This is a genomic window from Francisella sp. LA112445 (assembly GCF_012224145.1).
Classification (GTDB): Bacteria; Pseudomonadota; Gammaproteobacteria; order Francisellales; family Francisellaceae; genus Francisella.
In genome coordinates, this window is the sequence record NZ_CP041030.1 from 303545 (window position 1) to 325552 (window position 22008).

A 22008-nucleotide genomic window follows, 5' to 3' on the forward strand; every position below is an offset into this window, starting at 1 on the left:
GAGCAAAAATATATAATCTGATGGGTTTTTAGATCTTTTTAAACCCATATTTAAACATGCTTAGTAAATTTAATAAACATAAAGGTTTAACGCTTTTAGAGTTAATGGTTGTTGTTGCTATAATTGTTGTATTAGCAGCAGTTTTTACCAGTATATATAGTAAGAATACTGCAAAAGCTGAAGTTTCAAAGGCATTAAGTTTAGTATCGCCAGTAAAGCACCAAATTGCCGAGGAATATACCTCAAATTCAGACTTTCCAGAAAGTGTTAGTGATTTACCACATTTATCAGATGATGATAGTGAAGTTAGTTTTGGGTATTCAAAACCAGATATAGATATAAGATTTGATGAATCTAATTATTCAGAGTTGAAAGATCATCAGATAGAGCTTACTCCTGTAGCAGATGGTTCTTTGATTAAATGGGGATGCCAGACAGATATTGATAGTGATTATATGCCATTACAGTGTAATCATGTAAGTAGTTTAGCAAATCAAAATGGTGCAGGAAACTCTAGTGGGGCTGGAGGTCAAAGTGTAAGTGGAAGTCAACAAAATAGTAGTGATGAGGGCGATCAGTTGAGTGATCAAGAACAGCCACTAGTAGAAGGTAGTGACTTATATGATAATGCTATTGATTTGGTAAAAAATCTATTTACTGATGAAGTAGGGGACAGTGATGTTGAAACACGCTATAGCGAAGAGGGAACTCCTTTGTTAGATTTAGATGGAGATACTCAGTCATTGATAGCTTCAGAAGATATTTCAGATGGCGAGATTAGAATGTTTTTATCATCAGAGCTTAAAGATGCTCTTTTACTAGATCCTTCTAGAAAATCTGAGGCAAATAATTATATAGAGCTTATGGGAGCTGATGATATTGCGATACGCTCATCATATGGAGATGATACTGTAAAAGTCGATACTTTGACTAATTCAGATGTTGCTACATTCAGTGATTCAGATACTGTTGAGGTTTTAGAAAGCTCTGGTAACTATTATGTTTTAGATCCATCTTCAGAAACGTTAGCTGAGGAACCTTTGGCAGCTTATGGTAATGATAAATTAACAATCGGTCGAAGTATAAATGATGAGATTCTTGTTGGAGGAGGTAATGATGTAGTTAATATCAATAGTGGAGAAGGGCTAAAACTATCAGCTTTAGAAGGAAATGATACTATAAACTTGGGTTCTGTAAACTCTGATAATATAACTACGGGTGATGGTGATGATGTCATTAATATTATCTCTGGTAATAGTGGTAACCTATCTGGAGATATTTCAGATTATAGTAATGGTATAAGATCAGGCTCTGGCAATGATACAATTAATGTTGGCTATGGCTCTAATGTTTTAAATGCTGGAACTGGTGATGATGCTGTGACTATAGACTGGGGTGGGAATAATCAAGCAGCTGCAGGTAATTATGATGGTTCATCAGGTAGTGATAACTTAGTTATTAAAGCACAAGGAGATGCTTTAAATGAGTTATTGAATTCGTATGTTTCAGATCCAGGACTTCATGAGGTAACTACTAATTTTTCAGATGGTAACACCTTTTCTACGAGGAGTTTTGAAAATATAAAAATTATAAATTCAGAAACTGGTGAAGAGGTTTTTTCAGGAACTAAAAATCCAGATAATAGTTGGACTAAGGTTTATTAGACTTTTAATGATAGGTGTTATGCTAGATGTATTATTTAAGTTTTTGAGGCTGTATGATTTAGTTTTTACTGATATACTAAGTATTATTTTTTAGGAAAATTATAGATGAAAAAAAGTTTTGTATCACTGTTGTTATTATGTTCACTAACTTTATCTTTAAATAGCTGTTTTTGGCTGGCTGTTGGAGGTGTGGCAGCTGCTGGTGGTGCAGCTGGAGCATATATGGTTGATAAGAAGTAAAGGGTTTTAAGACTTTGTTTCGTCTATTACATCAGTATCTTTAGGTGCTTTAAAGTTAAAAAGAGAGTTATCAAGAGAAACGTTATCTTTGACATCAGAGAATTTAATCTGTGTAAACTGATTTAGTGAAGTCGAAATTTCAAGAGACTTCAGTTTATTGTCACTATCAAACTTAATTACAATGCTATTTATCATTTCATCATTTTTAGGCTTAAGAATGTAGTTGTTGCCACCTTTTTCTTTTACAGTAAATAGTTTATCAATGTTTTCTGTATTTTTTGATAAAAGTATAAGGTAAGGGTATTGAGCAATATTGTTTGAGACTTTTTTTATTATAAGTTGCTCAAGATCACCATCATAGATCCATAGTTTTTTACCATTGGAGATGATTTTTTGATTATTTGGAGATGTTATAACCCATCTAAAAAACTGTGGCTTTTTAAGACTCATCTTGCCTTGGGTATTCATGTCATTTTGACTATTAATAAGTCTTTGATTAAAGTTAGCAGTCATAGAATTGATGCTTTTAATTTTCTTTACTAAATCTTGCGCAGCATCAGCAAAACAGATATTTATACTAATGAAAATTGTTATTAGTAGTACGATTAATTTTTTCATTTAAGATTCTCTCTTAACCAGCACATCACGCATGCCATTTTGGTTCATTTCCGAGACTATACCATTTTCTTCCATTTCTTCCATTAATCTAGCAGAACGGTTGTAGCCTATTTTTAACTTACGTTGTACAGCTGATATTGATGCTTTTTGTGTTTTAATAACTATTTCAACTGCATCATTGTATAAAGGATCCTCACTATTACCCTCTCCACTAGCTGAGCCACCTTCAGCTTCCTCAGTAGACTCAAGGATATCTTGGACATATTCTGGTTGGCCATACTCCTTCCATGATTCAACTACTCTATGTACTTCATTATCATCAACAAAAGCGCCATGAATACGCATAGGAGCACCAAAGCCAGGTTTTAGATATAGCATATCACCTTGACCAAGTAGTTGCTCAGCACCTTGTTGGTCAAGTATTGTTCTAGAGTCTATTCTTGATGATACCTGAAAAGACATTCTAGTTGGGATATTAGCTTTTATAAGTCCAGTTACAACATCAACCGATGGTCTTTGTGTTGCAAGTATGATATGAATTCCAGCAGCACGAGCTTTTTGAGCAAGTCTTGCAATAAGCTCTTCAACTTTTTTACCTACCACCATAATCATATCAGCAAACTCATCTGCGACAACAACGATATAAGGCATTTTTGTAAGAGTTGGAGCTTCATGAGCACGCTCTGGATTCATCTTAATAAACATTGTATCTTTTAGAGGCTTACCAGCTTTTTCAGCTTGCTCAATTTTGTCATTTAACAATGCGATATTTCTAACACCAGCAGCTGACATAAGAGCGTAGCGTCTTTCCATCTCTTTAACGCACCAACGTAAAGAGTTAGCAGCTTCTGTCATATCTGTAACAACAGGAGTTAAAAGGTGAGGAATCCCATCATAGATAGATAATTCAAGCATCTTAGGATCAATCATGATAAATTTTAACTCATCAGGCGTACACTTATAAAGCATACTAATAATCATAGAGTTAACACCAACAGATTTACCTGATCCGGTTGTACCAGCTACTAAAAGGTGTGGCATTTTAGCCAATTCAGCAAATGCAGGTTTCCCTGAAATATCAACACCTATTCCCATTAAAGTTGGAGCTCTTGATTTTAAAAACTCTTGTGCAGATAGCACTTCTTTTATACGTACCATTTGTCTAGTTGGGTTTGGTAGTTCTAGTCCAACATAAGGTTTACCAGGAATTACTTCAACGACTCTAACAGCTGTTGTTGAAAGGGCTCTAGCCAAATCTTGAGCTATATTTGTAAGTTTACTAACTTTTGTACCTCTAGCTAGATCTATTTCGTATCTAGTAATAACTGGGCCTGGATATGCAGCGACAACTTTAGCATTTATGTTAAAGTCATTTAGAGTCTGCTCAAGTAGTGATGATGTTTCATTAAGCTGCTCTTGAGAAACTGCGATTTTTTTTGCTTCAGGTTCGATAAGAAGATCAATAGCTGGCAAACAATCTTTATTTAAATTGCTTACTTTAGGAGGCTGAGGTTTTGTCTTTTCAAAAGTTTTTATTGGGGCATTATTTTTTTTTTGCTCAGAGTCTGCAAATGACAGTTCATCTTGACTAGGTTTATTATTAAAGTCTTTAAAAGATAGTTCACTATTGTTTTTATTATCTTTTAGAACTTCTTTGAAAACATCTTCTCGAGGAGTTTCTTTTTTGTCATCCTTAAGAGGTATTGAAGTTGATGTTTTGTCTTGAGCTAATGTAGATGTATTAGGCTTGTTGTTAAAGTCATCAAAATCATTAAAGCTTGTAATATCTTTTTTATCATTATCTTTAGGTTTTGTTACATAGCTAACGGATTTGCCAAATACTGAAAAGGTTTTTTTTATCAAATGTAGCCATGTAGTGCCCGAGTAAAGCGTTAAGCCGATAAATAGTGATACTAATAATGCGAATGATCCTCCAACTGAGCCAAAGTATTTGATAAACATTTTTGCTGTTTCATAGCCAAAGATTCCTCCAGAGCGTTGAGGCATCCAGTAATTAGCAAAACCAAAATATAGCTCCGCTAGACCACAACAGGATAGTATAAAAAATATAATACCTATTGTTTTAACTGTAAACATTAAGTAACTAAGACTTTGTTCTTTGCTTCTTATTAGTAATATTCTAATAAAATCAATAAGAATAAAGGGAAGTACAAAGCCAATGACTCCAAATATCGAGAGTATAAAACTTGCAATATATGCTCCTACAGGACCAGCATAATTTTTGATTGTAGTTTCTGAAGATATACTACTCCAACCTGGATCATTTATATTAAAACTAAATAGTGCTATAAAGAGATATATTACAACTGCTGCTAGAATAACAACTAATGTTATCTTCAATCTACCAATAGCATGAGTTTTGTTTGTATTATTCGTGTTATTATCTGCCATACTAATTTATTAATAAAATATTAAACTTAATCATAAAACCAATTCATAATTCTAACAAAAAAAAGTTTAAAAATGTTAAACTAAAGTACTAATTTATTGAGTATAAGTATAATTAAGGATAAATTTTGGCAAAATTTCATATAATAGTAGGCTTAATAGTTTGCTTTTGTGCTTGGGTATTTTTTCTGATATTCCCACATTTAGATTTGGCTTTAGCTGGTGACTTTTATAGTCCAACAAGTGGCTTTGCAGTTAGTCCTAGTCATGGCTTCTTTGGTTTTATGCATACTTTTGCTATGAGGTTCCCCGTAGTATTTTCGATAGCTGTTATTTTATTTTTACTCGGCTCATTATTTATTAAAGCTTTTAGGATAAAAAATAGAAAGGCAATATTTTTTATAGCTGTGTGTTTATGGGTAGGTCCAGGTTTGGTAGTAAATGCTGTATTTAAAAACCATTGGGGTAGGCCTAGACCATATATGGTACAACAGTTTAACGGTGATAAAATCTTCCAACAACCATTTGTGATATCTAACCAATGTACTACTAACTGCTCTTTCCCTTGTGGTGATGCTTCTATGGGCTTTTGGCTTTTTGCTTTTATGCCTTTAGCTGCTACACGTAGAAAGAAAGCTCTAGCTTTTGCTGTTGCTGTATTAGCCGGAGGAGGCTTGGGCCTAATGAGAATGGCTCAAGGAGGACACTTTTTTAGTGATGTAATTTTCTGTGGGATATTTGTCTATATATGTACCTGGATTGTGTACTGGGTGATGTATGAACGCAATAGAAAGCCTCCTGAGATAGAAAAACATTCCGGTTAAATTTTTATTAATATCAAGTCCTTATATCTTTCTAGGACCTTAAAACCTTTAAATATCAAAAAATCCTTATCAAACTTTCTTATAACTATTTTATGAAATGCTAAATAGAATTTGACAGGCTTTGAGTTTCTGTGTTAGGCTCAAAATTAGTAAGTTTTCTTACTGACGTAATTAAAGAAGAGGTGCATAATTTATAATGCTAATCTGAAAGCCATAACGCTTAGAGATGATTAGATTTTTAGAGATTGTGCCGAAAGAATATGTATGTTATGAGCTATATTCTTGGATCTGATACTGAAAGGTAGCAGAACTGTCACGTTGAACTTAAACGTGGAGCGCTTCGGTCTAAGCATTAATTTTTGCAAAGTCTTAGCTCCCATTATTAGTGAAAGAATAGGAAAATCAATGGCTATACAAATTAGTAATCGTGTAACGAGTATTAAACCTTCAGCAACAGCATTAATGTCTTCTAAAGTCCAAGAACTTGTTGAAAAAGGAGCGAAAATTCTCTCTCTAAATGTAGGAGAGCCAGGATTTAACACACCTGATGTCGTGAAAAAAGCAGGTATTATGGCAATCGAAAATAATTATACCCAATATACAACCGTAGATGGTTATAGAGATTTAAGACAAGCGATAATAAGTCGCTACTATAGTGATTATGGTGTTAATTATGAGCTTGATGAGGTTTGTGTTACAACTGGAGCTAAACATAGTCTTCATAATATATTTAACTGTATTATTAATGATGGTGATGAAATTATTTATATGGCTCCATATTGGGCTTCTTATCCAGATATGATTAAATTATCAGGAGGTGTACCAGTTGTTTTAGAAACAGATATTGAAAATGGTTTTGAGCCTGATATCAAAAAGCTTGAAAGTCTAATAAGCTCAAAAACCAAAGCTATTTTAATAAATATTCCTAATAACCCTTCAGGAGCAATTTACTCAGAAGCTACAATGTTAGCTTTAGCTGATTTAATGAAAAAGTATCCTCATATTGTATTAATTAGTGATGAGATATATGATCAGGTTTATTGGGATAGAGCTCCTATTCCTGTTACAAAGATCTCTGCTGAGCTTAAAGATCGTGTCATAGTAGCTAGTGGAGTTTCTAAGAATTACGCAATGACAGGGTGGCGAGTTGGACATATTTTAGCACCTTCGGATTTTATAAATGCTATTAAGAAATTTCAGTCACAATCTTTATCTTGTGCTTGTTCAATTTCACAAATTGCAGCGATAGAGGCGCTAAAGTTAGAAAGAGCGGATATTGAGCATATGAATCAAGAGTATTATGAAAGCGTTTCTTTTGTTTTTAACGCTTTAAAAGATATACCTGATGTTAAAGTTTTTATGCCTCAGGGAGGTTTTTATATATTTTTAGATATAAGTGAAGTTTTAGAAAGGATGCACCTCTCAGATGAGAGCTTTTGTATAAAACTTTTAGAAGAAACTTTTGTAGGTGTTATTCATGGCAGTGCCTTTGGTTTGTCAGGACATATTAGAATTAGTGCTGCGGCTCAAAGAGATGTTTTAGAGGAAGCTATTAAGAGACTGAAAGATTTTATATTGTCTTATTAACTTTTAATGATTATTTGATATAAACAAATATAAAGATTATTTAAAGAAAAAATAATTATTAATTTAATTTTATTAAAATGCCAAATAGGGTTTGACAGGTTTTGATTTACTATGTTAGACTCAAAATTAGTAAGTTTTCTTACTGATGTAATTTAAAGAAGAGGTGCATAGTCTATAATGCTAATCTGAAAGTCATAACGCTTAGAGATGATTAGATTTTTAGAGACTGTGCCGAAAGAATATAGAAGTTATGAACTGTATTCTTGGGTCTGATACTGAAAGGTAGCAGAACTGTCACGTTGAACTTAAACGTGGGGCGCTTCGGTCTAAGCATTAATTTGCAAAGTCTTTAGTTTCCCCATTTAGTGAAAACATGGAGAGCTTTGTGGAAGATCAAATAAGTGTTGCAAAATTCGGTGGTACAAGTGTTGCCAATATTGAATCAATAACAAAATGTATTGAAATTATAAGAAATACATCTCAAGTTAAGGTAGTAGTTGTAAGTGCTCAATCTGGAGTTACTAATCTTTTAGTAAAGCTTGTGACAAGCTGTTCTAATGAGAGTTCTATACAAGAAACAATTAGTAAAATACAAGAAATTGTCTACCCAATACTAGAGCATATTAAAAATCCTGAAACCTCAATGAGAATAAAAGAGGTTATAAAAGATTTAGAGTCTCTTACAAAATTATCTTTAAGATTAAAAACCCCTCAATTATCAGATGAGATATTATCTTTTGGTGAATTGATCTCAGCAACGATAATGACTGAGCTTTTAGTTCAATCAGGTATTAATGCTAGACACCTAAGAGCGACAGAGTTTATGAAAACTGATAACCACTATGGTCAGGCAAAACCTATCACTAAAAGTATCCGCTCAAATGCACAGCAAAAATTAGTGCCATTAATTCAAGATAGTATTGTAGTAACGGAAGGTTTTATGGGTCAAGGATCTCAAGGTCTTACAACTACTCTTGGTCGTGGCGGAAGTGATTATTCAGCAGCTTTAATCGCTGAGGCTATAGATGCGAAAGATTTACTGATTTGGACAGATGTTCCAGGCATCTATCAAGCTGATCCTAGAGCAATACCAAGTGCTGTATCAATACAGAAAATGTCTTATAATGAAGCTGCAGAACTAGCAACTTTTGGGGCTAAAGTCTTACATCCTAGTACATTATGGCCTGCTATAAGAAGTAATATAAATGTATTTATAGGATCAACTTTTAATCCAGATAACCCTGGGACATGGATTACAAAGAATTTAGATCAAGAGCTTCCAGTTGTTCGAGCTGTTGCTGAACGTAAAAATCAAGTGTTACTGACGATAAAGAGCTATGATATGGTTCATACCCAAGGTTTCTTGGCTAAAGTTTTTCAGGTTTTAGCAAATCATAAGGTAAGTATTGATTTAGTAACTACTAGTGAAGTAAGTCTTGCCTTGACCTTAGATCCTATTGGTAGCCAATCTATAGGTGATACTATACTTACACCAAGCTTATTAGAAGATCTACACGAGATTGGCGATGTTGAAATAAAGATTGATGAGAACCTATCCTTAGTTGCGATAGTTGGTAATAATATCCATCAGACTAAGAGTATTAGCTCAAGATTATTTTCTGAGTTATCAGAGCATAATATACGTTTACTTAGTCATGGAGCTAGTGGGCATAATATGTGTCTACTTGTTGACCAAAATGAATCATCTCAAGTTATGCAAAAAATTTATAATCAATTTTTTGAAAAAGGAAGGATGGTATGAAAATTGCAGTTGTAGGCAAAGGTAACACAGGTCAAGCTGTTTTAGATTTACTTGGAAGTCAAAGTGTATATGAAATTTTTGACTCAAGTAATACAGTTACAGTTGAAAAACTTAATAATGCTGATGCTGTAATTATATTTGTTTCAGCTAAAGTTTTGGCAGATATATTACCAATTTTATTAGAGACGACAACCCCCATTATTTGTGGAGCAACAGGTTTTGAATATACTCAAGATGTTATTAAGCAAATTACTATAAATAAAAATATGTGGATTGTTGCTAATAACTTTAGTTTATCCATGGTTTTTATTAAAGAAGCTTTAAACTCACTAGGCAAAATTCAGCATTTAATTCCACAATTAGAGTACACGATAAAAGAAATTCATCACACAAGAAAGCTAGATGCTCCAAGTGGTACAGCAATATCATGGCAAAAGTGGTTAGATGTTGATCATTGTGGGATATCCTCAGAACGGTTAGGTGATATCAAAGGAATTCATGAAGCGACACTTAGCTATGAATATGAAACTATTGAGCTAAAACATACTGCCCATGATAGAAAACTTTTTGCTCAAGGAGCTATTTGGGCAGCTAAATATGCCATAAATAACCCTAGTTTATATGGATTTTATCAATTTGAAGAGGTTGTTGCTAAGGAGTATGCAAATGAATATTAATAAAGATCTTTATACCGCGATAGTAACACCTATGCTTGAGAATGGTGAAATAGATTATTGTAGTTTTGAAAGAATTTTAAAATATCAGGCAGAGTCTGGCTGTGGAATATTAATTTTAGGTAGCACTGGAGAAGCATTAGCACTAAGTTTTGAAGAGCAGTGTGAGGTGGTTAAATTTACGTGCTCATTAGAGCTGAATACGCCGATAATGGTTGGTGTTGGAGGATCTAGACTTGATCAGCAGATTAAATGGATAGAGTTTTGTAACTCTGAGAATATTGATTGTTTTTTATTAGTAACACCACTTTATGCTAAACCTGGGACAGTTGGTCAAACTAATTGGTTTAGAAGTCTACTTGATGCAGCACAAAAGCCATGTGTTTTATATAATGTTCCATCTAGAACTGGTGTAAATTTAAGTTATGAAGCACTAGAGAATATAAAAGGTCATAAAAATGCATGGGCAATCAAAGAAGCTTCTGGGGATTGTGAACGTTTTGCAAAATATGCTCAGATTGCACCAAATTTAAGAATGTATAGCGGTGAAGATGGAATACTTCCAGAACTATCAAATTGTGGTGCTGTAGGGTTAATATCTGTGATATCAAATATTTGGCCTAAGCAAGTTAGAAGTTATGTTAAAGAAAGTATAAATAAAACGATACAACAAAGTCATCGTCAGACTTGGAAAGATGCAACAAAAGCATGCTTTGAGGTTGCTAATCCAATACCAGTCAAAGTATGGCTTAAATATAATGGTGTAATAAGATCTAGTACTTTAAGAGCGCCACTTGTAGCAGAAGAGTTAACAGATATTACTAATTTAAAAAAGGCTAATAGTTTAGTTAAACAGAGTTACACAGATTTATAAAATTTATAGGATAGGAAAATAGGAGAGTAGTTTTATGGGATGGCAAGAGACTTTAGATGGGCTTCAATCAGGACAAATAAGAGCAGCAGAGCAGTTAGATGATGGAAGCTGGCAAGTAAATGTCGAAGTTAAGAAAGCTATTTTAGAAGCCTTTAAAGCAGGTGTGAATGTTGATTATGAAGGTGCTTATGAAGGGTTTGTTGATAAACATAACTTAGCACCACGTAAGTTTAGTAAGTCCGAAGGCGTTAGAATGGTTCCTGGGGGGTCATCTGTTAGAGCAGGAGCTTACGTTGCACCATCTGTTATTATAATGCCACCATCATATATAAATACTGGGGCTTATGTTGATGAGGGGACAATGGTTGATAGTAATGCACTGGTTGGATCATGTGCTCAAATAGGTAAGAATGTTCATTTATCAGCGGGAGTGCAGATTGGAGGAGTTCTTGAGCCTGTTGGGATGAACCCTGTAATAATTGAAGACGATGTATTTGTTAGTGCTGGAGCTATTATTGTTGAAGGTGTTATCGTTGGTAAAAGATCTGTAATTGCACCATCTGTTTCTCTTTCAAGAGGTGTTAGGGTTTATGATAGTGTTAACGAAAGAATGCTTGAAAAAGGAGAAAAAATTCCTGATGGTGCTATTGTTGTTCCAGGGTCACGACCAATAAACTCAACTTGGGGAAAAGCTCATGGCTTACAATCCTATTGTCCTGTAATTATTAAGTATCGTGATGATAAAAGTGATAAAGCTTTAACTTTAGAAGAGGCTCTACGTTAATGTTTTCTTTGGGATTGCATAGGGATAACTTACTTAATCTAGCGGATGAAGTAGGTAGCCCTTTCTTTTTTTATGATTTAGATGCATTAGAAAATAAGTTAATAAGTTTAAAAAAACTACCAGTAAAGCTTTGGTATGCTGTTAAAGCTAATCCATTATCAAGCATAATTGATAGTATAGCTAAACAAAATATATCTTTTGATGTTGCAAGTAGTGGAGAGCTTGACCAGGTTTTAAAACAAGGAGTAGATCCTAAGAATATCTTAAATACAGGACCAGCAAAATCGTATAAACAGATTTGTTATTTTATTGAGAAAGGTGTACGAACTTTTGTGCTGGAGAGTACCCAGCAGTATTTAAATCTTTTAAAAGCAACTAAGAGATATAATGTTCAAGTAACATCATTGTTACGAGTTCAGATTAGTTGGGGGGATAGATCTGATGAGAAGAATGTTCTTGGTGGTGATAGCGTGACTCCTTTTGGATTAGCACCTGAAGACTGGGTAAATTTTTTTAAAGAAAACTCTATAGAAAATGATTATATTGATGTGGTAGGTTTACATTGTTTCCAATGGGGCAATATTACAGATGTAGAAAAGCTTGCACATCTTTGGGAGGTCATTACCGAAACTTTAGTTACGTTAGCAGATCAAATTTCAATAGATCTAAAAATTATAGATCTTGGTGGAGGTTTAGGAATACCTTATTACAATCAAACTAATGAGATGAAAGTTGAAGATGTCGCAGAAGCTCTGAATCAATTGAAAATGAAATATCCACAAGTTAATTTTTGGTTAGAGTTAGGTCGCTATGCTGTAGGTGAGTGCGGTGCGTATGTAACACAAGTGATAGATAGAAAAAAAGTTTATGATAAGAAGTTGCTAATTTTAGAAGGTGGAAGTCAACATTTAGGTCGTCCATTTATAACAAAACAAGCCTTTCCAGTAAAAAATATATCAAAAACTAACCAAGAGGTTCATACAGTTATGGAGTTGCATGGTCCCCTATGTACAAGTATAGATCATCTAGGGAGTATTGCCTTACCTGAGAGTACCGCTCCAGGAAACTATTTGGCATTTACTCAAACAGGAGCATACGGTTTTACAGAAAGTATGCCTTTTTTCTTATGTCATACACTACCTGCAGAGATCATTTATACAAATGGTCAAGTGCAAGTAGTGCGTGAAGCAAAACAAGCATCTCAATGGTTAGTTTAGTAGAATCTTTTTACAAAGAATGTGCTAAAAATTTTATGAGAATTCGAAGGTTAATTGATTTATGTGTCATTAATGAGATAATAAATATTATGTTTTATAAAAGAATGTTAAGACAAAAGACTTGTTTTACTTTTTTATATAAAATTTTTTAAACTATAAAATTGGAGAAAAAAAATTAATGTCCCAAAAACTTAAGCGTAGTTTACAGAGTCGCCATATGTCAATGATTGCATTAGGTGGTTGTATAGGTACTGGTTTATTTGTTGCACTAGGAGGTGCTATTGCTGATGCTGGACCAGGTGGCACAGTTTTAGCGTATGTAATCATAGCGATAATGGTCTATTTCTTAATGGCAAGTTTGGGTGAGATGGCTGCTCATAGTCCAGTAACAGGTACATTTTGTGAATATGCAACTAGATATGTAGACCCAGCATTAGGTTTTAGTACAGGTTGGAGCTATTGGTTTAATTGGGCTATTACTGTTGCAACTGAGGTTATTGCTGCAGGTTTGATTATGCAGTATTGGTTTCCTGGTAGCTCTATACTTCTGTGGAGTGGTTTCTTCTTTGTTTTAGTTTTTTGTCTGAATGTGTTTTCAGTACGTGTATATGGTGAAGTAGAGTATTGGTTGTCTTTTATAAAAGTTTCAACAGTTATCATTTTTATAATAGTTGGTTTTTTATCTATACTTGGGCTAGTAGGTAATCACTCAAGTGTAGGATTTGAAAATTGGAGTATTGGTGACGCACCATTTCATAATGGTTGGTGGGGCTTTATCTCTGTATTTATGATTGCTGGATTTTCCTTCCAAGGCAGTGAGCTGATTGGTGTGACAGCCGGAGAGGCAAAGGATCCTACTTCATCAATACCAAAAGCAATCAAACAAACATTTTGGCGTTTATTTATATTTTATATTTTAGCTGTTGTTATTATTAGTTTCTTGATTCCATATAATAATCCTTCTTTAATTAAAGCAGGTGCAAACAATGATGTTTCAATTAGCCCGTTTACCATAGTATTTCAAAATGTTGGATTAAGCTCAGCGGCTACTATTATGAATGTGATAATTCTAACAGCAATACTATCAGCATGTAATGCAAGCATGTATAGTGCTACAAGAGTATTATGGCACTTAGGAAAAATCAAACAGGCACCTAAAATATTTGCATCAGTTAACTCAAAAGGAACACCAATGATAGCGTTATTGGTTACTTGTTTGATTGGTTGTTCTTTCTTTTTTGTATCATTTGTTGGAAGTGGTCAAATATTTACATGGTTAGTTAATATATCTAGTTTAGCTGGATTTATCGCATGGTTTACAATAGCACTTAGCCATTATCGTTTCAGAAGAGCATATGTTAAGCAAGGCAAAGATCTAAAAGATCTTCCATTTGTAGCAAAATTTTTCCCTTGGGCTCCTCTTATAGCTTTAGCTTTAGTAAGTATTGTGATAGTAGGTCAAGGTGTCAATATCCTTACTATGTCGGGTAGAAGTTGGACAAGTGTTATTATTGAATTCTTTTCTACATATATAGGTTTTTTTGCTTTTGTAATGTTATACTTTGTGTATAAATTTACTAAGAAAACAAAGTTGATAAAACTAGAGGACTGTGACCTATCTGTTGAGTCATAGCTGGTAATCGTTATGAACACTTTTTTTATACAAGGTAAAGTCGGGCAGATTGAAGTAGCCCATGATAAAGTCAAAGATTCTGATCCACAAGTTGCAGCTGTAATTTGTCATCCACATCCTTTATATCAAGGTAGTATGCACAATAAAGTTGTAACAACAATTTCTCGAGCAATGAAGACTCATTCTATACAGTCATACAGATTCAATTACCGCGGTGTTGGAGATAGTCAAGGTGAGTATGGTGATGGAGATGGTGAGTTAGATGATTTGCTATCTGTATGTAAGTGGATTGCAGATAATACTGATGTAAAAAAGATATTATTATGTGGTTTTTCATTCGGGGGCGCTATAGCTTATAAAGGTTTAAGCAAGTTAGATAATGTTATAACATTAATTACGATTGCCCCAGCAGTTGATAGATTTGATCTTACTAAATTTGATGAGCCAAATGTACCTTGGTTTGTTATTCAAGGGATTGATGATGATACAGTTAATCCAAGTTCTGTTTTTGATTTTACTCTTAAGAAAGTAAAATCAGATTTGACTTTAGTAAAGATGGATCAAGTTGGGCATTTTTTTCATGGTAAATTAATACAATTAAAAAATGTAATAGAAGACTTTTTAACCCCTATAGTTAAGAAACTATAAAACAAAAAGGACCAGAGTAATGAATAGAAAAGTAGCTCTTGAGGCAGTTAGAGTAACAGAATTAGCAGCATTAGCATCTTGGAGTCAAATGGGCAGAGGAGATAAGATCGCTGCAGATCAAGCTGCTGTAGATGCAATGAGAAAAGCTCTCAATGAAGTTGATATCGATGGAACTGTTGTTATAGGTGAAGGAGAACTTGATGAAGCTCCAATGCTTTATATTGGTGAAAAAGTCGGTGCTGGAGGCTGTGAGGTTGATATTGCTCTAGATCCGCTTGAGGGTACAACTATCACATCAAAAGGTGGTGCAAATGCTCTTACTGTTTTAGCTATGGCAGATAAAGGTGGGTTTTTAAATGCTCCTGATGTATATATGCAAAAAATAGCAGTTGGTGGAATTGACGCACCTAAAGGGATAGTTGATTTAGACGACTCTGTAACAAAAAATTTAGAAAGAATCGCAAAGTTCAAAGGAGTTCATGTATCAGCTTTAGTTGTTTGTACTATGGATAGACCTCGACATGATTATATTGTTAAAGAAGCTCGTGAATGTGGCGCTAGAGTTATTTTAATAGACGATGGCGATGTTTCAGGTGTTATCTCTACAGCTACTGAAGGTTCAGGTATTGATGTATTTATAGGTACTGGTGGTGCTCCTGAGGGGGTTTTATCCGCAGCCGCGCTAAAATGTCTAGGTGGTCAAATGCAAGCAAGGCTAGTTTTTCACTCAGATGAAGAGGTTCAAAGGGCTCATCGTTTAGGTATTACAGATCTTGATAAAAAATATGATATTGATGATCTAGCTTCAGGAGATATTGTATTTGCTGCAACAGGCGTTACAGATGGAAATATGCTACAAGGAGTTAAAAGAGTTAAAAGTTCACTTAGAGGATATTTTGCAGTAACTCATAGTGTTGTTATGCGTTCTACTACAAAAACTGTACGTCATATTACAGCAGAGCATAGCTTTAACTTTAAGGATGGCGTAGAGAAATTTATGTCTTAAATATAAGATATATGCTTTTTAAAAAGCTTATCAATATCACAAATTCTTATATATCCTAAAAAAATCTACAATAAATAGGTTCTGTGCACAAAAAAAGCTAAATTAGATTGAAAATAGCTAAACCGTTGTTATTTAGAAGTTGAAAGACAATAAATACCAAGGGTTTAGCAAATGCATTATCATATAAAAGAAGTATTCTGGTCAAGTATTTTATTATTCTTAAAATCACAAAAAGGTATACATACCAATGATGAAGACAAATTAAGATTGTTTATTGAAGCAGTATTTTATGTATTACGTACAGGCTGCCAATGGAGAATGTTACCATTTTATTATGGTAAATATAGATCAATACATAAGCGTTTTAAGGATTGGAGTGATAAAGACATATTCTCTAAATTATTTAAGTCAGTGCAAAATCCTGATTTACAAGAAGTTATGCTTGACTCAACGATAGCAAGAGCACATGCCTGTGCTACAGGATATGACAAGAATGATAACCAAGCAATTGGTAGATCAGTTGGTGGAGTAACCACCAAGATTCATGCTATGACCGATGCTTTAGGCAACCCGCTGGAAGTATTACTGTCAGAAGGTAAAACTCATGATAGTAAAGTGGCAATAGACCTACTACAGAAGGTATATAATACAAAAGTTATCGCTGATAGAGCATATCACTCTAATGAAATTAGAGAACATATTCAAAATATATCCTCTGAAGCTGTTATTCCCTGCAAATCAAATACTATAAACCCTATAGATTTTGATATTCAAATATACAAAGAAAGACATTTGATTGAGAATTTCTTTTCTAAAATTAAGCATTTTAGAAGAGTATTTTCTAGGTTTGATAAAACCATTTCAGCATATCTGGGTATGATTAAATTAGCTTGTACTTTTATTTGGCTTCGATGAGAATTTATTTTTGTGCACAGAACCTATCTTTCTTAAGTTATTTTAAGTTTTGACTATAGCATCTATTAAATATAATTTTTTATTAAGTTAATTTTGCCAATAAAGCTAATAATGCTGATAAACTAGGTTTAAAAACGTTTTTTAAAATGGTAGATTGTTAAAACATAGTTTAAAAAAATAAGTATTTAACAAATGGATCAAACAGGTATTCTCTGGATTACTTTCGTAATATATATAGTAATTATTTTTACTATTGGCGTGTATTCTTACTTTCAAACAAAAAAAGTCTCTGACTATATGCTTGGTGGCCGTTCATTGAGCGCACCTATCGCTGCATTAGGGGCTGGAGCATCTGATATGGGGTCATGGTTATTATTAGCTCTTCCTGGGGCATTTATGGTTTCTGGATTTAATCAGATTTGGTTGCCACTGGGATTAACAATAGGGGCTTTTATTAACTGGGGTGTTATTGCAAAGAGATTAAGAATATATACTGAAATTGCAAAAGATTCTATAACTATACCTGCTTATTTTGAAAACAGATTTCATGATGGTTCTGGTATAATTAGAACTCTGACAGCAGTCGTTTTAGTAATTTTCTTTACAATATATGTCGGAGCAGGTTTTGTCTCTGGAGGCGTATTATTTAGTTCTATGTTTGGGATTTCATATCAAAGTGCCTTACTACTAACTGCTTCAATTATATTTATATATACTTGTGTTGGTGGTTTTTTAGCAATATCTTGGATTGATTTCTTTCAAGGGTCGTTAATGCTATTTGCATTATTGTTAGTACCAATTGTTGTTTACTTTAATTTTGATAGCTCAGGAACTACTAGCATTTTGTCAAATATTGATATTAAAGGATTCTATGATGTAACTTCTGGTGTTCCTTTAATTACAATTATTTCTTTGCTCGCTTGGGGACTAGGATACTTTGGTCAACCACATATTATTGTGAGATTTATGGCAATAAAAGATCCAAATAAAACTCATAAAGCTATGTGGATCTGTATGACTTGGATGATATTAGCACTTATCGGAGCAGCTTGTGTCGGTATTCTTGGAGCAGCGTATTATCAAACAGGTCAAATAAACCCAGAGTCAGTATTTTTAAAATTATCATCAGTATTTTTTAATCCATGGGTTGAAGGGGTATTGTTGGCAGCTGTTCTTTCTGCTGTTATGAGTACATCCTCAGCACAATTGTTAGCATTATCAAGTGCATTTTCTGTGGATGTTTATGCTAAATTTATAAGGAAAAATGCTTCACATCGTGAACAGTTAAATGTTAGTCGTTTAATTGTACTTATAATAACTATAGTAGCAATAGTAATATCTTTAAATCCTGATACAACTATCTTAAAGTTAGTAGGCTATGCATGGGCTGGACTAGGAAGCTCTTTCGGCTCAGTAGTAATATTCTCTTTATTTTGGTCTAGAATCAATAAGTCTGGAGCTATGGCTGGTATTTTATCAGGATCACTAGTAGTTTTAGTATGGCCGTTATTTGCAAATTTAGGAGGGTGGTTTAAAATATATGCAATGGTTCCTGGGTTTGTATCTAGCAGTATATTGATAATAGTTGTTAGTCTATTAACTTCAAAACCAGAGGATTCAATACAGCTTGAATATAATAAATATAAGCAAGCTTTATAACAAAGCTATTGTTACTTAGATCGTTTTACAGTAGAATTCTTATCATTTGATTTTACGGTTTTTAGATGAAACGAGCATTAAGCCTAATAGTTTTAATAGGAGTGCTATTTAGTGTTTCGTTGACAGGACGATTTATGGCTTCAATAATTTTACTATCTTTATTATTTTTATTTCTACTATATTTATTTATATCTTCTAAAAAAGACCAGTTTAAATTTATAGGTATTGTATATGCGCTATTAAGTTTTGGTTTTGTTGCTTATGTGACACAAACTTTTCTAGGTGCTGATTATAATGCTCATCCTTTTATTTCTATAGTAATCTTAGTTATTCTTTTACCAACATTCTTTTTGTTAGGCTATAGGATAATCCTAAGCTTACACTGTTTTATAGATAGTTTATATCAATTAAGAAAAACTAAGACTTTTACAGAGACATCAGATCTTGATTGCTCAATAGTTATTACTACTCGTAATGAGCCCTTTGATGTTTGTAAAATGACTTTTGATTCTGCTTATAATCTAGACTACCCAGCAGACAAAAAAGAAATAGTAGTTGTTGATAATAGTGATTTAGATAATAAGGATTTTATTAAGTGGCGCGAGTATGTGAATCAAAAACATATGAGTGATGGCATAGTCTGTAAATTTATACATAGAAATGGAGTTGAAGGTTTTAAACCTCGCAATTTAGATATTGCCATGGAGAATGTTAGTTTTGATTATGTACTATTTTTAGATGCTGACTCTACATTACCAGAAAATGCGTTAAAGGTAGGCTTGTCAGAGTTTAAGAAAGATTCGAAACTAGGCTTTATAAGTTTTCTTATTGAAAGTACCAATTATAGTACTAATTTAGTTACAAAAGTTGCGAGTATTTTCCAAAATACAATTAGGTATTTTAATGAATTTGTTGGTAAGTATGGTTACTGTAATTATCAAGGACACAATGGTATCTGGAATAAAAAAGCACTTAATGCGATATCAAAGTGGGAAGAGTATTATAAATCCCAAGTGATGGTAACCGAAGATATTGCAGCAGGTTTTAGGTGCTATGAAGCAGGCTTTAGGAGTAAACCTGTCTTTCTTAAAACGGGTGAGTGGGTACCGACATCTTTAAAAGAGTTTGAGAAAATGTGGTTAAGATGGTCATTTGGTGGTATGCAGGTTATGCATAAACATATGTCAAAGATAATAAAATCACCAAATCTTCATTTTAGAGTGAAGCTTGATATGTTATACCTATTATTTAAGGTAGTAGCATCAGGGTTTCCGATATTTGCACTACTTCTTGTGCTTTTCCCGAAAGGAGATCCAGCGTTTGTTTTAATTGTAAACATAACTCTTGTGCCATTATTTATATTGAGCTTTTGGTATTACTTATGTGGAGATATTAAGGGCAGTTTTCTAAGTAAAGTTTCACAGATATATATATCAATGTTTATGCTCTCATCTTTTGTTTTTTGGTGTGGAATCAAAGCAGAGATAAATTATTATCTAAATAAGCCTCAAGGTTGGAAGCCGACGAGTAAAGTTTTTGATAAGATAGAAGGGTGGCCTCAGATTATTTATGATAATTTTGGTAAATTGACTTTTTCAATATTTGGATTAGCTGTAGCCATTTATTCGATTTTAAAATTTTATCCTCAAACAAACTTCATTATGTATTTCTTATGTATGCTACCAAGTATATTGTTATTTTTGAACACAGTCCTATGTGTTGTTATACTAGGTAAAGCACGATAAAAAATCATTTGTAATATGATTGAGTATGATAATATATTTTATTTAGTTATAGCATTTGGGTTTGTATTATTAAATGCCTTTTTTGTCGTTGCAGAATTTTCTTTAGTTAAACTTAGACATTCCCAAGCAAAAATCTTAAAACAAAAAAAAGGTTTAAGAGGTAAAATTCTATACCAAGTACATAATAATCTTGATGTATATCTTTCAGCTTGTCAGTTAGGAATTACATTAGCATCGTTAGGGCTAGGCTGGGTCGGGGAGCCAGCATTTTCTGAACTGCTAGAGCCATTTTTTCTACATTTAGGAATAGTATCAGCAGAGGTTACAAAGTTTATAGCTTTTGCGGTTGGCTTTGCAGTAATATCTTTTTTACATATAGTTATAGGTGAGCTAATGCCGAAATCTATGGCTATAAGGCAGACTGAGAGACTATCTCTTTTAACTTGTATACCTCTTTATATTTTTTATTGGGTAATGTTGCCATTTATTTGGATTCTTAATGAAACAGCAAATAGGCTTCTTAGGTTTTTTAGACTAGATTCTGTTGCAGATGCTGAGTATGGTTATACTGCCGATGAAATAAAACTTATACTTAAGAGTAGTCATTTTAAAAAACCTATGACTGAAGATCATAGAGATATCCTTTTAAGGATAGTTGAGTTTTCTAATTTACAAGCAATCGATGCTATGCGACCAATTAAAGAAATGGTTGCTATAGACTATGATCTTTCAAGCAAGGCAAAACTTGAAACGGTTAAAAAGCATCTATATACAAGGTATCCTGTTTATAAAAGTAAAGCTAAGAATATTATTGGTGTTATACATACTAAGGATATTTTGTGTGCTTTAGATGATGAGTCTAAAAAAGAAGAGTTACGACCAATACTACGAGTTTCACATCATGATCAGCTAATAGATGTGTTACGTAAGTTTCAACAAGGAAAGCCACATTTTGCATTAGTGTATAAAAACCGTAATTTAATAGGTTTTATAACTTTAGATAATTTATTAGCTATCTTGATAGGTAAGATGTCAGATGAGTTCCATTTCGTAAAAGAGCCTTGGTTAACAATATCAGCTAATAAGTTTTTGATAAAGGCAGAGGCGCCTGTATATGCAGTTGAAAGGTTAGCTGGTGTAGATCTATCTGAATATCCAGCAGATACCGTTTTAGATTTATTGAAAAATGTTTTAGGTGATAATTTAAATAGTAGCAGCACTTGGAATCAGTCTGAATTTCTAATAAAAGTATATAAAGTAGAAAATGGTATTATAAAAGAGGTCCTTTTAGAGCTAAAGCAAGATCAAGAAGACTAAAAAGTCACCAGATATTTAGTTTTAAAATAAAGGTATGTTAATATAATCCAAATACTTCGTTTAAATAAGATTAATTAGTGATGCTAAGTCTCTTGAGTATAAGTCGACAAAAAGGATTGTCATTAATAGAGAGTGTACTTTCATCTGTGATAGGTCTATTTATACTAACATCATCTTTTTTAGTAATAAACTCGACTATAATGACATCAGTTACTTCAGAAAAAAGAGTACAGCTGAATCAGGAGCTAGATAAAAAGATAGATCATTATATTTTAACTGGAGATTTTAATAAATCTCCAACCCAAGGCGATGAGTTTTTGAAATCTAAATCATCAGATCCCAGTTTAGTAAAGTTTATTGGGAAAAACAAGGATTCTGGAATTACAATTTCAAAAGAGATAATTAAATATAAAAGTTCAGTTAATATTTAAA

Annotated in this window: 19 protein-coding genes and 2 riboswitches; of the genes, 17 read left to right on the plus strand and 2 right to left on the minus strand. The window is 33.2% G+C overall.

What is annotated here, in order from left to right; translation table 11 throughout:
• Positions 1-56 precede the first annotated feature (56 nt).
• Both FIP56_RS01525 and FIP56_RS10380 read left to right on the plus strand, forming a co-directional pair.
• Positions 57-1664 (plus strand): pilin, encoded by a 1608-nt coding sequence (locus FIP56_RS01525; RefSeq protein WP_192578823.1) that lies wholly within the window; start codon positions 57-59, stop codon positions 1662-1664.
• A 105-nt stretch (positions 1665-1769) separates the two neighbouring features.
• Positions 1770-1904: a hypothetical protein gene (locus FIP56_RS10380; RefSeq protein ID WP_281062963.1), complete on the plus strand. Its 135-nt coding sequence runs from the start codon at positions 1770-1772 to the stop codon at positions 1902-1904.
• Between the two features lie 6 nt (positions 1905-1910).
• Here FIP56_RS10380 and lolA read toward each other — a convergent pair whose 3' ends face one another.
• On the minus strand, positions 1911-2522 hold the full coding sequence (gene lolA, locus FIP56_RS01530; protein WP_192577229.1) for an outer membrane lipoprotein chaperone LolA: 612 nt from the start codon (positions 2520-2522) through the stop codon (positions 1911-1913).
• Complete coding sequence (locus tag FIP56_RS01535; protein ID WP_192577230.1) at positions 2523-4934, minus strand: DNA translocase FtsK; 2412 nt, start codon at positions 4932-4934, stop codon at positions 2523-2525.
• 125 nt (positions 4935-5059) lie between these two features.
• On the opposite strand from FIP56_RS01535, the gene lpxF reads away from it, so the two are divergent.
• The 15 genes from lpxF to FIP56_RS01610 all read left to right on the plus strand — a co-directional run bounded on the left by lpxF (position 5060) and on the right by FIP56_RS01610 (position 22007).
• The gene (gene lpxF, locus FIP56_RS01540) at positions 5060-5755 is read left to right on the plus strand and encodes a lipid A 4'-phosphatase LpxF (protein WP_192577231.1); all 696 of its coding nucleotides are present in this window, start codon (positions 5060-5062) and stop codon (positions 5753-5755) included.
• Between the two features lie 169 nt (positions 5756-5924).
• Positions 5925-6104, plus strand: a riboswitch (Lysine riboswitch).
• Between the two features lie 56 nt (positions 6105-6160).
• Positions 6161-7342, plus strand: a complete 1182-nt coding sequence (locus FIP56_RS01545) for a pyridoxal phosphate-dependent aminotransferase (protein WP_192577232.1) — start codon at positions 6161-6163, stop codon at positions 7340-7342.
• Between the two features lie 150 nt (positions 7343-7492).
• Positions 7493-7672, plus strand: a riboswitch (Lysine riboswitch).
• Positions 7673-7727: 55 nt separating this feature from the next.
• Positions 7728-9104, plus strand: a complete 1377-nt coding sequence (gene lysC, locus FIP56_RS01550; RefSeq protein ID WP_192577233.1) for a lysine-sensitive aspartokinase 3 — start codon at positions 7728-7730, stop codon at positions 9102-9104.
• A complete protein-coding gene (locus FIP56_RS01555; protein ID WP_192577234.1) occupies positions 9101-9781 on the plus strand; it encodes a dihydrodipicolinate reductase C-terminal domain-containing protein in 681 nt (226 codons plus the stop codon). The genes lysC and FIP56_RS01555 overlap by 4 nt, the downstream gene beginning before the upstream one ends.
• The gene (gene dapA, locus FIP56_RS01560; protein ID WP_245323082.1) at positions 9771-10652 is read left to right on the plus strand and encodes a 4-hydroxy-tetrahydrodipicolinate synthase; all 882 of its coding nucleotides are present in this window, start codon (positions 9771-9773) and stop codon (positions 10650-10652) included. Before FIP56_RS01555 ends, dapA begins: the two co-directional genes overlap by 11 nt.
• A gap of 34 nt (positions 10653-10686) precedes the next feature.
• Positions 10687-11436, plus strand: coding sequence for a 2,3,4,5-tetrahydropyridine-2,6-dicarboxylate N-succinyltransferase (locus tag FIP56_RS01565; protein ID WP_192577236.1), 750 nt, complete (start codon positions 10687-10689; stop codon positions 11434-11436).
• Complete coding sequence (locus FIP56_RS01570; RefSeq protein WP_192577237.1) at positions 11436-12653, plus strand: PLP-dependent decarboxylase; 1218 nt, start codon at positions 11436-11438, stop codon at positions 12651-12653. The genes FIP56_RS01565 and FIP56_RS01570 overlap by 1 nt, the downstream gene beginning before the upstream one ends.
• Before the next feature lie 178 nt (positions 12654-12831).
• Positions 12832-14286, plus strand: a complete 1455-nt coding sequence (locus FIP56_RS01575) for an amino acid permease (RefSeq protein WP_192577238.1) — start codon at positions 12832-12834, stop codon at positions 14284-14286.
• A gap of 12 nt (positions 14287-14298) precedes the next feature.
• Positions 14299-14934 carry an alpha/beta hydrolase gene (locus FIP56_RS01580; RefSeq protein WP_192577239.1) on the plus strand — a complete coding sequence of 212 codons (636 nt, stop codon included), beginning with the start codon at positions 14299-14301 and terminating at the stop codon, positions 14932-14934.
• Positions 14935-14953: 19 nt separating this feature from the next.
• Complete coding sequence (glpX, locus tag FIP56_RS01585) at positions 14954-15940, plus strand: class II fructose-bisphosphatase (RefSeq protein ID WP_192577240.1); 987 nt, start codon at positions 14954-14956, stop codon at positions 15938-15940.
• Between the two features lie 171 nt (positions 15941-16111).
• Positions 16112-16855: an IS5 family transposase gene (locus FIP56_RS01590; RefSeq protein ID WP_192576991.1), complete on the plus strand. Its 744-nt coding sequence runs from the start codon at positions 16112-16114 to the stop codon at positions 16853-16855.
• Positions 16856-17047: 192 nt separating this feature from the next.
• On the plus strand, positions 17048-18514 hold the full coding sequence (gene putP / locus FIP56_RS01595; RefSeq protein WP_192577241.1) for a sodium/proline symporter PutP: 1467 nt from the start codon (positions 17048-17050) through the stop codon (positions 18512-18514).
• A gap of 65 nt (positions 18515-18579) precedes the next feature.
• Positions 18580-20259, plus strand: coding sequence for a glycosyltransferase family 2 protein (locus FIP56_RS01600; RefSeq protein WP_192577242.1), 1680 nt, complete (start codon positions 18580-18582; stop codon positions 20257-20259).
• Between the two features lie 15 nt (positions 20260-20274).
• Positions 20275-21576: a hemolysin family protein gene (locus tag FIP56_RS01605; RefSeq protein WP_192577243.1), complete on the plus strand. Its 1302-nt coding sequence runs from the start codon at positions 20275-20277 to the stop codon at positions 21574-21576.
• A 92-nt stretch (positions 21577-21668) separates the two neighbouring features.
• Positions 21669-22007 (plus strand): hypothetical protein, encoded by a 339-nt coding sequence (locus tag FIP56_RS01610; RefSeq protein WP_245323083.1) that lies wholly within the window; start codon positions 21669-21671, stop codon positions 22005-22007.
• The last annotated feature ends 1 nt before the right edge of the window (position 22008 follow it).

What these genes read in the sequence shown, in the direction of transcription:
- FIP56_RS01525 (WP_192578823.1), top strand. Translation starts at nt 57, where the DNA reads ATGCTTAGTAAATTTAATAAACATAAAGGTTTAACGCTTTTAGAGTTA.
- FIP56_RS10380 (WP_281062963.1), top strand. Translation starts at nt 1,770, where the DNA reads ATGAAAAAAAGTTTTGTATCACTGTTGTTATTATGTTCACTAACTTTA.
- lolA (WP_192577229.1), bottom strand. Translation starts at nt 2,522, where the DNA reads ATGAAAAAATTAATCGTACTACTAATAACAATTTTCATTAGTATAAAT.
- FIP56_RS01535 (WP_192577230.1), bottom strand. Translation starts at nt 4,934, where the DNA reads ATGGCAGATAATAACACGAATAATACAAACAAAACTCATGCTATTGGT.
- FIP56_RS01545 (WP_192577232.1), top strand. Translation starts at nt 6,161, where the DNA reads ATGGCTATACAAATTAGTAATCGTGTAACGAGTATTAAACCTTCAGCA.
- FIP56_RS01555 (WP_192577234.1), top strand. Translation starts at nt 9,101, where the DNA reads ATGAAAATTGCAGTTGTAGGCAAAGGTAACACAGGTCAAGCTGTTTTA.
- dapA (WP_245323082.1), top strand. Translation starts at nt 9,771, where the DNA reads ATGAATATTAATAAAGATCTTTATACCGCGATAGTAACACCTATGCTT.
- FIP56_RS01565 (WP_192577236.1), top strand. Translation starts at nt 10,687, where the DNA reads ATGGGATGGCAAGAGACTTTAGATGGGCTTCAATCAGGACAAATAAGA.
- FIP56_RS01570 (WP_192577237.1), top strand. Translation starts at nt 11,436, where the DNA reads ATGTTTTCTTTGGGATTGCATAGGGATAACTTACTTAATCTAGCGGAT.
- FIP56_RS01575 (WP_192577238.1), top strand. Translation starts at nt 12,832, where the DNA reads ATGTCCCAAAAACTTAAGCGTAGTTTACAGAGTCGCCATATGTCAATG.
- FIP56_RS01580 (WP_192577239.1), top strand. Translation starts at nt 14,299, where the DNA reads ATGAACACTTTTTTTATACAAGGTAAAGTCGGGCAGATTGAAGTAGCC.
- glpX (WP_192577240.1), top strand. Translation starts at nt 14,954, where the DNA reads ATGAATAGAAAAGTAGCTCTTGAGGCAGTTAGAGTAACAGAATTAGCA.
- FIP56_RS01590 (WP_192576991.1), top strand. Translation starts at nt 16,112, where the DNA reads ATGCATTATCATATAAAAGAAGTATTCTGGTCAAGTATTTTATTATTC.
- putP (WP_192577241.1), top strand. Translation starts at nt 17,048, where the DNA reads ATGGATCAAACAGGTATTCTCTGGATTACTTTCGTAATATATATAGTA.
- FIP56_RS01600 (WP_192577242.1), top strand. Translation starts at nt 18,580, where the DNA reads ATGAAACGAGCATTAAGCCTAATAGTTTTAATAGGAGTGCTATTTAGT.
- FIP56_RS01605 (WP_192577243.1), top strand. Translation starts at nt 20,275, where the DNA reads ATGATTGAGTATGATAATATATTTTATTTAGTTATAGCATTTGGGTTT.